Origin of the sequence: Ornithinibacillus gellani, from assembly GCF_003730295.1 — a bacterium.
Lineage (GTDB): Bacteria > Bacillota > Bacilli > Bacillales > Amphibacillaceae > Ornithinibacillus_A > Ornithinibacillus_A gellani.
Map to the genome: position 1 here is coordinate 173421 of NZ_QTSZ01000047.1, position 14963 is coordinate 188383.

The following is a 14963-nucleotide window of genomic DNA, read 5'->3' on the forward strand; positions in this document are numbered from 1 at the left end:
ATTGCTGTTCATTCATTATGATTTTGAACAAGGACATATTAGGATCGTTCAGAACAAATCATTTCGAACAGCCTCTAAAAGTGAGGTTTTATCATGCAGAAAATGTTAGTTGAAGGTGGACATCCATTAAATGGGAAGGTGCGGGTCAGCGGTGCAAAAAACAGTGCTGTTGCCCTTCTGCCAGCAGCTATTTTAGCAGATTCACAGGTAACAATAGAAGGCTTGCCAGATATCTCCGATGTATATACGCTTGGCGAATTATTGGAGGAAATCGGTGGGCGTGTCGTATGGGATGGTCAAACGGTTCACATTGATCCAGAACATATGATTTCGATGCCATTACCAAATGGACAGGTGAAAAAGCTGCGCGCTTCCTATTATTTTATGGGAGCCATGCTTGGTAAGTTTAAGCAAGCAGTCATCGGTCTCCCAGGCGGATGCTATCTTGGTCCACGCCCGATTGATCAACATATAAAGGGCTTTGAAGCACTTGGAGCAGAGGTAACCAATGAGCATGGTGCCATTTATATTCGTGCCAAAGAACTTATTGGGGCCCGTATCTATCTGGATGTGGTGAGTGTCGGTGCAACGATTAATATTATGCTTGCAGCCGTACGAGCCAAAGGCAGAACGATTATAGAAAATGCTGCCAAGGAACCAGAAATTATTGATGTTGCAACATTGCTCACGAATATGGGGGCTAAAATTAAAGGCGTAGGAACAGATGTGATTCGTATCGATGGGGTGCCTTCCTTACATGGCTGCCGTCATACAATTATCCCGGACCGTATTGAGGCAGGTACCTATGCGATTACTGCAGCTGCAGTTGGGAATGAAGTAATTATCGATAACGTCATTCCCCAGCATTTGGAATCTTTGCTAGCTAAATTACGGGAAATGGGTGTAACCGTTGAAGAAAGCGATGAACAACTATACATTGCTGCAAGAGACCCACTGAAAAGCGTTGATATTAAAACCTTGGTATATCCAGGCTTTCCAACAGATTTGCAACAGCCATTTACAAGTTTGTTAACGAAAGCCTCATCAACTGGTGTCATAACAGATACGATATACTCTGCCAGAATGAAGCATGTGGATGAGCTAAGGCGTATGAATGCGAACATTAAGGTGGAGGGTGGATCGATTATTGTTTCTGGACCAAATAAGCTCGCAGGTGCACGCGTAAAAGCGAGTGATCTTCGAGCAGGGGCTGCACTTATTATTGCTGGCTTAATGGCAGATGGTATCACAGAAATAACCGGTCTGGAACATATCGATCGTGGTTATGAGAATATCACCGAAAAATTAAATCAGCTTGGTGCGAATATCTGGCGTGAAGAAATGTCCGAACGGGAAGTTGTCCAATTTAAAAATTCCTAATCACTTCATCGCTTCATCACTCGATATAGAATCCATGTCAAACTCGCCTATTTTCATAAAGACCGTCTTGGGATGAGGGGATTTCTGAAAAAGGGAGAGGGATGCAACATGGAAAGAAGTTTAACGATGGAATTGGTCCGCGTGACAGAAGCAGCTGCCTTATCTTCAGCCCGCTGGATGGGAAGAGGCTTAAGGAATGAAGCAGATGACGCTGCTACTTCAGCAATGCGCACCGTTTTTGATACGATTCCGATGCAGGGTGTTGTCGTGATTGGTGAAGGAGAGATGGATGAAGCACCAATGCTTTATATTGGCGAAAAGCTTGGTACTGGTGTTGGTCCCGCAGTTGATGTTGCTGTTGACCCTTTGGAAGGAACCAATATTGTAGCCCAAGGAACCTGGAATGCGCTGGCTGTTATCGCCATTGCGGACAAAGGGAATTTATTGCATGCGCCGGATATGTATATGGAAAAGATTGCGGTAGGTACAGAAGCCGTTGGTAAAGTAGATATCAATGCATCGACTTATGAGAATTTACAAGCCGTTGCCGATGCGAAAAAGAAGGATATTGAAGATGTCGTCGCCATTGTATTGGATCGGCCGCGTCATCAGCAGCTTATCCAGGAAATTCGTCAAGCAGGGGCCCGTATTAAGCTTATTCCAGATGGCGATGTAGCTGCAGCAATTAATACCGCCTTTGATGAAACAGGAGTAGATATCTTATTTGGCATTGGTGGTGCCCCAGAGGGCGTGCTTGCTGCAGTCGCTTTAAAATGCCTTGGCGGTGAAATTCAAGGAAAACTCGTTCCAAAAGATGAAGCGGAGCGTGCCCGCTGTGAAAAGATGGGCATTAAAGATTTGGATCGTGTATTTTACATGGAGGATTTCTGCAAGGGTGATGATGCTATCTTTGCTGCTACAGGTGTAACGGACGGGGAGCTATTAAAAGGTGTCCAATTCAAAGGCACCAGGGCTACAACACAAACCGTTGTCATGCGTGCTAAAAGTGGTACTGTTCGCTTTATCGATGGTGAGCATAGCCTCAAGAAAAAACCAAATTTGGTCATGGAACCATAAATATAGAGAGAGAAAACAGGCAGCTGAACAATTTTTGTTATGCTGCCTGTTCTTCCCATCTAAGGGACTATGTTCATGTATGAATGACGGAATCCTCACATTTTTCTCCATCTAAAGGATTATTTTATTAGGAAAAGTTGAACAATAGTTTAAAAAAAGGTAATATGAGAAGGGCTTCATTTTTATATAAATATAATAAGAATTTACGGAAAAGTAGTGAATTGGTCTTCCAACCAACAACTTATTGCAACGATGCAATCTTCTATTCTAGCTTCATTTATCGCATGGACAAGAATACCCGGGGAAATTCCAAAGAATGATAAGGGAATTCAAGTCTACATATCTCCAAGGAAAAACTATCTGCATAGAAGTAGGAATCATGATATCGGGGCACTGGGATAGGAATCCCACTGGAAATAGGGTTCTCCTTCATTTTCTCCGTTTATATATAAAAGAAAATAATAGGCGTGGTGATTCGATGGGTGCATTAACAATTTCACACCTGGAAACATTAACATTAAAAGAAATTTATTCATTGGCAAGAGAGTATAAGGTATCGTATTATGCCAAGCTTACCAAAAAGGAATTAATTTTTGCTATTTTAAAAGCGCAAGCGGAAAAAGACGGTTTTTTATTTATGGACGGTATTTTAGAAATCATTCCTTCTGAAGGCTTTGGTTTTTTGCGTCCAATAAACTATTCGCCGAGCGCAGAGGATATTTATATATCAGCCTCACAGATTAGAAGATTTGATTTACGTAATGGGGATAAAGTATCTGGAAAGGTACGTCCGCCAAAAGAAAATGAACGTTATTATGGCCTGTTACATGTAGATGCCGTCAATGGCGACAATCCTGAGAATGCGAAAGAACGTGTTCATTTTCCTGCTTTAACGGCATTATATCCGGATCGCTTTATGAAGCTGGAAACAGAAACACATAAGTTATCTACACGCATTATGGATTTGATGACACCAGTTGGGTTCGGGCAGCGTGGTTTAATTGTTGCTCCACCAAAAGCTGGAAAAACGATGCTGTTGAAGGAAATGGCGAATAGTATTTCCAAAAACCATCCAGAAGCAAAGCTGATTATTTTACTTGTGGACGAGCGTCCCGAGGAAGTAACAGATATTGAACGATCCGTACATCCGGATGTAGATGTGGTCAGTTCAACATTTGACGAGGTACCTGAAAGTCATATCAAGGTTTCGGAGCTTGTGTTAGAGCGTGCCATGCGCTTGGTTGAGCATAAGCAAGACGTGATTATTTTGATGGATAGTATTACCCGCTTAGCACGGGCGTATAACTTGGTAATTCCGCCAAGTGGACGGACATTATCGGGTGGTATTGATCCGGCTGCTTTCCACCGTCCAAAACGATTCTTTGGTGCGGCGCGTAATATTGAAGAGGGTGGCAGCTTCACCATTTTGGCGACCGCACTTGTCGATACGGGTTCGCGTATGGATGACGTGATTTATGAGGAATTTAAAGGTACCGGAAATATGGAGCTGCATTTAGACCGCAGTCTTGCAGAACGGAGAATATTCCCGGCAATTGATATCCTTCGCTCTGGTACCCGGAAGGAAGAACTTTTGGTTGATAAAGGTCATCTGGAAAAAATGTGGGCCATTCGTAAAACCATGCAGGATTCCAGTGACTTTTTGGAACGTTTCTTAAGAAGAATGCGTGCCTCTAAATCGAATGAGGAGTTCTTGCAAAAAATGGATGAAGAGATGAAGCGCCGCGGGACAAAAAGATAATCGATATTGTTTTCCTTGTAATGTAATTTAGTCTTGCAATCATCTAATGACACTGTTATAATCTTAACGTGAGTTTAGAAAAGGTTAAAACCTGCGACGGCTCTTAGAATAAACTCTGTTACCAAAGGTATCAGGGCAAAAAGGAGTGGAAAGAAATGAAAAAGGATATCCATCCGGAATACAGAAAAGTAGTATTTCTTGATACAAGCTCGGATTTTAAATTCCTAAGTGGTTCTACACGTGAATCGGATGAAACAATTGAATGGGAAGATGGCAACACATACCCGTTAATTCGTGTTGAAATCAGCTCAGATTCACATCCATTCTACACAGGCAAGCAGAAGGCTGATAAAGTCGGTGGCCGTGTGGATCGCTTCAAGAAGAAATATAATATGAAATAAGCTGTCGGGAAACCGACTGAAACAGGCAAAGCGCTTTAACATTTGCCTGTTTTTTTACTGCCTATGAATGGTGTCGAGGCATATATTTGCGTCATTTGTGGTAAATAAACAGTAGCATGTTGTAAAAATATTCGCTAACAAAGTCGAATTTCATGATAAACTATAATTTATCACAGCCCCCACATCAAGCATTTTTGTTAATAACAAGAATAGTAATTGGGTGATCAACAGCCAGTAAAGACCTGATTGGTTCAACTAACAATCCGTGGGAAGTGCAAAAATACCCACTGATTGAAGTTTCACCTTATACATAGAGAATAACAATCGTTAAAGGAGTGCCTTCAGCATGTATGTAATGAAGCAGAATGGATGGATGGAAGTTATTTGTGGAAGTATGTTTTCTGGTAAATCAGAGGAATTGATAAGACGTGTACGACGTGCAACCTATGGCAACTTATCTGTTCGTGTATTTAAACCGGAAATTGATAATCGTTATGAAAAGGATTCAGTTGTATCTCATAATGGTTCTTCCATCATTGCCCGTCCTGTTAAACAATCAAAGGATATATTGGAGCATGTTAGTCAGGATATAGATGTAGTAGGAATCGATGAAGCACAATTTTTCGACGCTGATATCTTTCATGTAGCAGATGAACTGGCTAATCAAGGTATACGTGTTATTCTCGCTGGTCTTGATTCTGATTTTCGTGGAGAACCATTCGGACCAATGCCGAAGCTGATGTCGATGGCAGAGTCTGTTACGAAGCTAAATGCCATTTGCCCTGTTTGCGGTTCCCCTGCAAGTAGAACACAGCGTTTAATCAATGGAAAGCCCGCTTCATATGATGATCCAATTATATTGGTTGGTGCAGCGGAGTCATATGAACCACGTTGTCGTCATCACCATGAAGTACCCAATAAGCCGACAACGGTTGAAAAAAAACAAATCGTTCATAATAAATAGGTCGTTTACAGATTAACTGGTTGTAAGCCCCCCACATCAACCATTTTTGTTGATAACAAGAATTGTAAGTGGGGAATTAACAGTCAGTAAGGGCTTGATTCGTTCAACTTACAATCCGTGGGGGAAGTGCGCCCCCCCCACGAATTAAGGTTTCACTTTATTTTAAAAACTGCAATTGGTGAGAAGCAATCATCACCAATTGCAGTTTTTTATTTGTTTTTATCTGTTTCCGGAGCAATAATCTTCAACGGTCGCATCATATCATAGTCTTCATGCTCTAAAATATGACAATGCCAGACATAATCCCCCGTATATGGTTCGAATGTTGCGATGACGCGTGTAATTTCTCCACTATGTGCTGCTACTGTATCCTTCCATCCCCGTTCATTTGGTGCTGGTGGAACTGGGGAACCAGTATAGACAATGCTTCCATCCTTGTTGTAACGTGCTAAATCAAACGGTCGTCGGTCCAATACTTGGAATTGTATCAGGTGAATATGAATGGGATGGGTAAAATCAGTTACATTCATAAGTGACCAAATTTCTGTTGATCCAGCAGTGGGCGTTTCCGTTACAGGTTCCATCCATCCTTTGCCATCAAGCAGAAACAAGGGTCTGCCGATGTCATCAACTGTTCCATTCAGCTTAAGGTTTCGCAGTGTTTGGACAGGCTGATTGGATAAGGAAGGAATATGTGAGAGTGTGTTTGGAAGTGATGAGGTATCAGCATGTTGTTTCGAATTTTTTACGCGAAATTGCATGATTTCTGTTGTTCGATCATCTGGAGATGCATCTGGACCAAGATCATTTTTTAAATGAATTGTTTGGTTCGCATAATGGGTAAAATCAAGAATGAGATCGATTCTTTCAGCCGGTTCCAAGGAAATAGAATTCGTTGCATGGGTTCGTTTTAGCAGGCCACCGTCTGAGCCAATTTGATAAAATGGCTGATCCGAGTCAAGATAAATGGTATATGCCCTTGTATTAGAGGCATTTAATAGACGAAATCGATATTTTCGAGGTTCCACTTCCAAATAGGGCCATATTTTTCCGTTTACTACATTGACATCCCCAAGGAAAAATGGCCGGATGGAAGGGTTAGGCCAATGCGGTTCTGGGTCATCGGGTTGGGATGGATATGCAAGCCTGCCATCCTTATGAAAGGAGCGGTCCATTAAGATAAGCGGAATTTCATAATCACCAGCTGGGAGGTTTAGCCGCTTTTCGTGTTGATCACGAATGAGATACATTCCAACGAGTCCAGCATAAACGTTTAAACGCGTGATACCCATCGCATGATCATGATACCAAAGTGCAGCTGCCCGTTGATCATTGGGATATTCATATATCTCTCTTTCAAAAAAGGGACCAACCTCTCGGAAGTGCTTGGTGTACCAAGCTTCTGGATAGCCATCACTGTCTGCCTTTGTTTTCCCGCCATGTAAATGGGTAACGGTTCGCACCTCTGGCAGGCTGCCAGTATCATGAACCGTTTGATCGATTGGTAAAAAATGCTGGTCGGGCAGGTCATTGATCCACTTGACTTGAATAGGTCTGCCACGTGGAACATCAAATAAAGGGCCGGGAAATAAGCCGTGATATCCCCATAAACGGGTTGGCGGTAAGTCACGATGTACTTTTTGGCGAAACTCCTTCATACGCACTTCGTAAAAGTCATTATATTTATCCGTTCGCGTGGGCTGAATCGTCTGCAGTCGCGGTAGTGGATCCACATATGGTTGTAATCCTTGCACTTTTTTTCCTCCTTTCCATTGATCATTAGTATAGTAAATGATAAAGACCTCCATTCTGCGCGGGCATTTTGAAAAAAAGATATAGGATAGGGAGAAAATATGCATGCACATCTTCGTTTGTGTAAAAGGTTGAAGGGAGAACCTATACCCCATCATCGGTATAGCAATTGTGAAACTTCAAGATGCCTCGTAATCGAAGCGGGGTAGTACGTGATAAATCAATGGATATGCTAATAATGCAATACAGTTAGGAGGACTTTAAGATCCCCCATAATTACTTGACTCCACCGAATCAAAAATAACTTTGCCCCAAATTGTAATATATACTATAATTGTACTGTTAAATGAAAGAGGTGACCGTGATGCTGGAACGTTTGCAATCACTGGAGGATCGTTATAATAAATTAAATGAGCTATTAAGTGATCCGGAAATAGCGAGTGATCCGAAAAAACTTAGAGATTATGGAAAAGAACAATCCGATCTAGAGGATGTTGTCATGGCATATCGTGAATACAAGCAGGTTGTATCCGAATTGAAGGATGCAAAAGAAATGCTTCAAGAAGACCTGGATGCTGATATGAGCGATATGGTGAAAGCCGAGATTAGTGAGCTGCAACAACGGCAGGAAGTATTAGAAGAAGATATGAAAATTCTGCTGTTACCAAAAGATCCGAATGATGATAAAAACGTATTTATGGAAATTCGTGGTGCTGCAGGTGGTGATGAGGCAGCGTTATTTGCAGGTGACTTATACCGTATGTATTCCCGCTATGCAGAGGGCCAGGGCTGGAAAACAGAAGTCATGGAGGCGCATACGACTGGTGTCGGAGGCTATAAAGAAATTATTTTTATGATTACTGGTAAAGGTGCCTATTCCAAGCTTAAATTCGAAAACGGTGCACACCGTGTACAACGAGTTCCAGAAACAGAATCAGGTGGCCGTATTCATACATCAACTGCAACGGTCGCTGTTTTGCCGGAAGCGGAGGATGTGGAAGTTGAAGTACATGAAAAAGACATTCGTGTAGATACTTTTGCTTCAAGTGGCCCTGGTGGACAGAGTGTGAACACAACCATGTCTGCTGTTCGTTTGACACATGAACCAACCGGAATTGTTGTTTCCATTCAGGACGAAAAGTCTCAAATAAAGAACAAAGAAAAAGCGATGAAGGTATTACGCGCTCGTATTTATGATAAATATCAGCAGGAAGCCCAGGCTGAATATGATGAAACCCGGAAATCTGCCGTTGGTACTGGGGACCGTTCAGAGCGTATACGCACCTATAATTTTCCGCAAAATCGTGTAACAGACCATCGAATTGGATTGACCATTCAAAAGCTGGATCAAATTTTAGACGGCAGCTTAGATGAGTTTATTGAGGCATTGATTGTAGAAGAACAAACGAAAAAATTAGATCAGATTGGTGAATAATATGGAAAAGCCAGCAATGCAATATGAAGTCCTCAAATGGGCTTCTCTTTTTTTAGAGAAACATCATCGTGAACCGTATGTTGCAGAGCTATTATTGCAGCATCACTTGCAGCAGGAGCGGGCTGCTTTTTATGCCAATATGCGTGAACTGGTCCCTGCAGATGTTGTAGAACGATGGAAAGCAGACGTGATCAAGCATGCCCAGACAGGAATACCGATTCAGCATATCATTGGTGAGGCAGATTTTTACGGTCGAAGCTTTCAGGTGAATGATCAAGTGCTTATTCCACGAATGGAAACAGAGGAACTAGTGGAGCGGGTGATTGCATATGCAACATCACGTTTTTCCACCGATGAACGGTTTACCTTGGTCGATGTCGGTACAGGTAGCGGGATTATTGCGATTACATTAGCATTGGAGCTGCCCCAGGCAACTGTATATGCGGTTGATATATCCGAGTCTGCACTAGAGGTTGCATCCTTTAATGCGAAAAGACTTGGGGCAGATTGCACGTTTTTATTGGGAAATTTCTTGGAGCCAATAGCGGCAATAGGGGAGAAAATGCAAATCATCGTTTCGAATCCACCTTATATTGCCAAGACGGAAAGAGACGCTCTTGCCGATACCGTAAGGGACTTTGATCCGGAATTAGCGTTGTTTGCAGCCGACAATGGGCTAGCCGCTTATAAAAAAATAAGCACGCAGGTCCCACAGGTTTTGGCGAAAGATGGTGCAGTATTTTTAGAAATTGGCATGAGTCAAGGACCAGCTGTACAAGAGCTTCTTACTAAATCATTACCAAACCATAAAACTAAAGTACATCAAGATATTAATGGGAAGGATCGAATGGTTTCCAGCACACCTATCATCTAAAATTTATAAATAAAAAGCAGTCGGGATTCTAAGTACTAGAAAACCGTCTGCTTTTATTTATCACAGATCAACAGCCAGTAAAGGCCTGATTGGTTCAACTAACAATCCGTGGGGAAGCGCGAAAACCCCCCCACAGATTGAAGTTTCACTTTATTTTCACATTGGATGAATGATGATGAACAGTGAAAATATATATTGACAAAATAAATAATAGATTACTAGTTTAAAAGAAGTTTTTCCTGGCGATACTGCTGTTAAAGACATACACAGGGAGCGGGAAATGATGAAAAAAGCGATTTTATTGATTGGACTATGTGGCATGATTATGATCATATTTATGTTGGATTCAAAGCAAAGTGCAAGTGCAGATTATGAAGTTATTCCGGACGACGCCATCCGCTTGCGAATTTTAGCAAATAGTGATTCCGAAGCAGATCAACGTACGAAACGTTTAATCCGGGATCAAGTGAATGAAACAATTTCCGGCTGGGTAGCAGCTATTGACGATAAAGAAGAGGCGAAGCAGCTTATTGCATCACGAATTCCTGAATTGAACCAATTGATTGGAAAAGAGCTAGCAGCAGCTGGCATGGATATAGCCTATGAGGTGGAATATGATCGCAGTGTATCCTTTCCGACGAAGGTATATGGTAATTATTTATATCCTGCTGGTGAATATGAAGCGGTATTGATTACGTTGGGAGCTGGTAAAGGTGCCAATTGGTGGTGTGTACTTTTTCCACCACTTTGCTTCCTTGATTTTGGAAATGGTATTAGTACGGCAGATGCTGCTGCAGACATATCTGAGCAAGAAGAAGAACCGGTGAAGGTAAAGTTTTTTTTATGGGAATGGCTTGGTTGGTCATAAGCTGGACATTCTATGCATAGCATGATAGTAAATAACGGCTAAATGATAAAATGATGAATCAAAGCAGAGGTGGTAGCAAATGAAAATCATTCCCGCAGTAAAAGCCAATGAGGAAAAAGTAGCAGCATTTACAGAAATCAATCAAGAAATCGATAAAGAAAGGCTGTTAAGTGCTGGTTATGTGGTCGAAATCCAACAGGAAATACAAGGCTGCTTTGTGTTATCCACAATGGAGGAAGCAGATGAGTATTGGTTACAACAGCTTTTTATTACGAAGCAAGCGATGTCAAACCTGCCAGTCTTATTAGAAATGATTGTTGTCATAACGAAAGGAAAGCAAGCCAAAAAACTCTATATCCATAGCCACCAACCAGTAGTGGACTTGCTTCTCGATGCCCTGCAATTTCATGAGCAACAGCATCATACCCTTCCAAACCAAGCAAGAAAACAAGGGAAGTGGTGGGCGTACCACGTTTCTTAAATATCAACAGCATATCCACAATTTTTGTGTATAACCCGTCTTATATGTGGATAATTATATAAAAAATGTGAATAAGCTGTAAAACCCTGTGGATACGTTTTGGAAATCGTATCGTTACAGTGGTGATTGTGGATAAGTTATTTCGAATTCCTCCTCTCCTGTGGTGAATATCCACAGGATTTTTCTTTTGCGTAAACCGCATTGTTCCATTAATATGGAATAGAAATGAGGTTACAGCAATGAAAGATACGATCAGATGGACAATAGATATACCATTATCAGCACAAAATAAAAAGGATATAAATAAAGCAGCAAGATTGATTCAGCAAGGGGCTACAGTTGCGTTCCCAACGGAGACAGTTTATGGATTGGGGGCGGATGCAACAAATGAAAACGCAGTTGCAAACATCTTTCAAGCGAAAGGCCGTCCACAAGATAATCCACTTATTGCTCACGTAGCAACGAAGGAACAGTTGATGCAGCTTGTGCAAGACGTACCAGACTATGTTGGGACATTAATTGATACCTTTTCACCTGGTCCAATCACTTATGTATTGCCTAGCAATGGTGTGTGCGCAGTAAATGTAACAGCGGGGTTATCCACAATTGGCGTTCGTATTCCAGATCACCCGGTGGCGTATCAATTACTGTTGCAAGCAGATCGGCCAATTGCGGCTCCTAGCGCAAATTTATCTGGGAAACCAAGCCCAACATTGGCGCAGCATGTGTGGAATGATTTAGCGGGGAGGATGGATGGCCTTTTGGACGGTGGACCAACAGGTGTTGGAGTCGAATCAACTGTAGTAGATTGTACAGGTACGTTACCGATGATTTTGCGCCCGGGCGGGGTCACAAAGGAGCAGCTTGAACAAGTAATCGGAGAGGTGAAACAAGACCCAGCCTTGCAGCATAGTAAAGAACAACCTCGGTCACCCGGAATGAAGTACAAGCATTATTCGCCAGAGGTCCCGCTTTGGCTTATCCATGGTTCTGCAGAAGAAATCCAACAGCTTATTATACAAGAGCAGGAAAAAGGGAAGCGAATAGGTGTGTTGGCTAGTGAGCAAACCGCTGCAAAGTTGAATGCTCCGATTATATACTCACTTGGCAGCAATATGTCTGAAATTGCGAAGGCTCTATATCATCAACTTCGCAGTTTCAGTAGCGAGGCATTTGATCTGATTATATGTGAAGCTTTTTGTGAAGAAGGACTTGGGAAAGCGGTCATGAATCGTCTGCGCAAGGCCGCTAGTGAATATATGGATCTGAATAAATAATCTCATAATCCCCTTAGGACATGCATATAGTTAACAAGCATGTCCTAGGGGGATTGGTATGTCAGAAACGATGTTGGGCGAATTATCGTCATTGCTGTTAATGGCCATTGCATTGGGCATGGATGCCTTTTCTGTTGGGCTCGGTTTAGGGATGAAATTGCTCAGGTTAAAGCGTATTGCAATAATCGGTTTAACGATTGGATTATTTCATGTATGGATGCCTTTTACTGGGATTATGCTTGGTAAGGTGTTGTCCATTCAAGCAGGTGCTGCAGCGCAACTATTTGGTGGACTCCTCGTCACAGGTATTGGTGCACATATGTTATTTTCTGCTTTTAATCATGAACAAAAACGAGACTGGCAACCCATTGGGTTAGGTCTGATGCTTTTGTCATTTAGTGTAAGTCTGGATAGTTTTTCAGCAGGAATTGGCTTAGGTCTGTCAGGTGTGAAGACTGCTTTTGTTTTATTGTTATTCGGTATTACCAGTATGCTATTAACATGGAGTGGTCTATTGCTTGGGCGAAAAACACGACATGTGCTAGGGGCTTATAGTGAAATTTTAGGTGGAAGTATGCTCATGGCACTTGGCATGTATTTTATACTCGGTTAATAGCTATCCATTCCCAATTTTCATCGTGTGCAGTATGTTCGACTGGTTAACAGTGCCGTTTCAATTATGGTATATTAGGGAGTAGACCATGTACGATGTTGGAACAAAACAAGCTAGAATACCTATTTGGCATTGGAGGAGCAGGAATGAAAATACTTTTTGTTTGCACGGGAAATACATGCCGTAGCCCCATGGCAGAGGCGTTACTGAAAGCCGCAAGTCCAGATGTAGAGGTGCAGTCAGCGGGTGTGTATGCAGGAAATGGTGAACAAGCAAATCGCAATGCAATCCTATCTCTTGAAAATCGCGGTATTGACTTGGATCATCAATCCCAGCAGATTAATAAGCGTTTACTGAATTGGGCAGATTTAGTCTTAACGATGACTACACAGCATAAGCAATTGCTCATTGTAAAATTCCCCAACTTTCAAAATAAATATTTTACCCTTAAAGAATATGTCTCGGAAGCCGATAAAAAGATATGGGATGAGCTAAAAGTCCTATATGCCAATTATGAGGAAAAACGGTCGCTATTTATTCAAGCAAACCAGCATAAATTAGATAATGTCATCCTTGACCAGCAGTTGGCGGCGCATTTGCGTGAAGAAATTGAGCAAATTAGACAGCTGGAAGGAAATTTAATCAACTACGATATAACAGATCCCTTTGGGGGTGACCTTCAAGTTTATGAAGCGGCATTGGGAGAAATTGCTGATCAAATCGACCTGTTGGCAGAGAAGCTACAACAAAATACATAATGGGGTTGAAGCGGTAACATGAAAAAGCGCTATCGGTTTGGTCTACGGGTGAAGCTCATGCTGTTCACCACTATTTTGGCTGGTATAACGTATACGACCAGTGCATTTTTTCTGTACGTTTTATATGATATCGTACAGAAGTATTGGAATATTTCACTGGAGTTTTTCGCAGTCATTACACTTTTACTTGGAATCATTTGGTCTGGGATTCTAGCATACGTAGCAGCGGGTTTTATTACGAAATCGCTGGAAAAACTAGAACGTGCAGCTGCCCGAGCCGCAGATGGAGACTTGGAGCAAACCATTGCAGTTTCTTCATCGGATGATGAGATTCGTGCACTTGGGTTGTCATTTGAATCGATGCTGCAAAAATTAAACAGTATGGTGAACAACATTGAGACCCACTTTTCACACACGAATGCTTCTGTTATGGAAATTAAGGAAGCAACAGGGAAAGCAGCTGAACACTCTACGCTTATTGCTGCATCGATACAAGATATTTCCAAAGGGGCAGAGGGTTCCTCAGATGCAATTCAGCAAACAGTGGAAGCAGTAGAAACAGCAACGGAACTTGCAGAACAGGTACAGGATAAAGCGAAACAGTCCATGAGCAAGGCGAGTACCATGCTACAAACTTTGGAAGCAAGCAGACAGGTCGTTCGTGAATTGGTAGATGGTATTCAGATGCTCGCCAATGCACAGCAAGCATCCCTTCAAGACGTCGACCATTTAAAGCAAAATGCATTACAGGTAGAATCTATCATTACGATGGTTGGCGCCATTGCAGAACAGACGAATTTATTAGCATTAAATGCATCTATTGAAGCAGCGAGGGCTGGCGAACATGGTCGGGGATTTGCCGTTGTAGCAGAGGAAATTCGCAAGCTGGCAGATCAGAGTGCCCAAGCTGTTCAACGTATTTCTTCCTTAATTGAAGCGATTCAGCATGACGTGAATAAGGTGGTCGAAAAAATTAATGACAATGTCGACCACGCTAAAAAGGAAGCTGGACGTGGTGAACAAACCAATGTCACCTTTGCAGAAATGTCAGGTTCTGTGGAGGGAGTGGCGAATGAAATTAGTATCATTTCCGAGCTGGTGAATGAACAATTAGATTCTATTCGCTCCACTGCCTCTCAATCACAGGAGGTGGCAGCTATTGCTGAAGAAACATCTGCAGGTGCAGAAGAGGTAAATGCTGCCATTCAGGAACAAACGAGTACGATAGATAGCGTTGACCAGTTAGCCGTTGATCTGGAAGCTCAAGCAAAGCAATTACAGCAGCAAATTGCACAATTTAAGCTCGATTAGCCATATGGGACAA

General features: G+C 42.1%; 14 protein-coding genes. 13 read left to right on the forward strand and 1 reads right to left on the reverse strand.

The window, feature by feature from the left end; translation table 11 throughout:
• Positions 1–93: 93 nt before the first annotated feature.
• From DX933_RS14385 to DX933_RS14405, 5 genes are all read left to right on the forward strand, one after another.
• Positions 94–1380: a UDP-N-acetylglucosamine 1-carboxyvinyltransferase gene (locus tag DX933_RS14385; protein ID WP_123317127.1), complete on the forward strand. Its 1287-nt coding sequence runs from the start codon at positions 94–96 to the stop codon at positions 1378–1380.
• A gap of 108 nt (positions 1381–1488) precedes the next feature.
• The gene (gene glpX / locus DX933_RS14390; protein ID WP_123317128.1) at positions 1489–2457 is read left to right on the forward strand and encodes a class II fructose-bisphosphatase; all 969 of its coding nucleotides are present in this window, start codon (positions 1489–1491) and stop codon (positions 2455–2457) included.
• A 478-nt stretch (positions 2458–2935) separates the two neighbouring features.
• On the forward strand, positions 2936–4216 hold the full coding sequence (rho, locus tag DX933_RS14395) for a transcription termination factor Rho (protein ID WP_123317129.1): 1281 nt from the start codon (positions 2936–2938) through the stop codon (positions 4214–4216).
• 155 nt (positions 4217–4371) lie between these two features.
• Complete coding sequence (locus DX933_RS14400; RefSeq protein WP_123317130.1) at positions 4372–4617, forward strand: type B 50S ribosomal protein L31; 246 nt, start codon at positions 4372–4374, stop codon at positions 4615–4617.
• A 346-nt stretch (positions 4618–4963) separates the two neighbouring features.
• A complete protein-coding gene (locus DX933_RS14405; RefSeq protein WP_123317131.1) occupies positions 4964–5581 on the forward strand; it encodes a thymidine kinase in 618 nt (205 codons plus the stop codon).
• 209 nt (positions 5582–5790) lie between these two features.
• Here DX933_RS14405 and DX933_RS14410 read toward each other — a convergent pair whose 3' ends face one another.
• Positions 5791–7335, reverse strand: coding sequence for a multicopper oxidase family protein (locus DX933_RS14410; RefSeq protein WP_223805976.1), 1545 nt, complete (start codon positions 7333–7335; stop codon positions 5791–5793).
• Between the two features lie 362 nt (positions 7336–7697).
• On the opposite strand from DX933_RS14410, the gene prfA reads away from it, so the two are divergent.
• The 8 genes from prfA (at position 7698) to DX933_RS14450 (ending at position 14950) form a co-directional block, all read left to right on the forward strand.
• Entirely contained in the window at positions 7698–8768 is a 1071-nt protein-coding gene (gene prfA, locus DX933_RS14415; RefSeq protein ID WP_123317133.1) for a peptide chain release factor 1, read from the forward strand.
• A 1-nt stretch (position 8769) separates the two neighbouring features.
• A complete protein-coding gene (prmC, locus tag DX933_RS14420; protein ID WP_123317134.1) occupies positions 8770–9642 on the forward strand; it encodes a peptide chain release factor N(5)-glutamine methyltransferase in 873 nt (290 codons plus the stop codon).
• 283 nt (positions 9643–9925) lie between these two features.
• The gene (spoIIR, locus tag DX933_RS14425; protein WP_123317135.1) at positions 9926–10510 is read left to right on the forward strand and encodes a stage II sporulation protein R; all 585 of its coding nucleotides are present in this window, start codon (positions 9926–9928) and stop codon (positions 10508–10510) included.
• A 79-nt stretch (positions 10511–10589) separates the two neighbouring features.
• Positions 10590–10991 carry a hypothetical protein gene (locus tag DX933_RS14430; protein ID WP_123317136.1) on the forward strand — a complete coding sequence of 134 codons (402 nt, stop codon included), beginning with the start codon at positions 10590–10592 and terminating at the stop codon, positions 10989–10991.
• 239 nt (positions 10992–11230) lie between these two features.
• A complete protein-coding gene (locus tag DX933_RS14435) occupies positions 11231–12268 on the forward strand; it encodes an L-threonylcarbamoyladenylate synthase (protein WP_123317137.1) in 1038 nt (345 codons plus the stop codon).
• Between the two features lie 58 nt (positions 12269–12326).
• Positions 12327–12881 carry a manganese efflux pump MntP gene (locus tag DX933_RS14440; protein WP_223805978.1) on the forward strand — a complete coding sequence of 185 codons (555 nt, stop codon included), beginning with the start codon at positions 12327–12329 and terminating at the stop codon, positions 12879–12881.
• A 146-nt stretch (positions 12882–13027) separates the two neighbouring features.
• Entirely contained in the window at positions 13028–13639 is a 612-nt protein-coding gene (locus tag DX933_RS14445; RefSeq protein ID WP_123317215.1) for a low molecular weight protein arginine phosphatase, read from the forward strand.
• A gap of 18 nt (positions 13640–13657) precedes the next feature.
• Positions 13658–14950: a methyl-accepting chemotaxis protein gene (locus DX933_RS14450; protein WP_123317138.1), complete on the forward strand. Its 1293-nt coding sequence runs from the start codon at positions 13658–13660 to the stop codon at positions 14948–14950.
• The last annotated feature ends 13 nt before the right edge of the window (positions 14951–14963 follow it).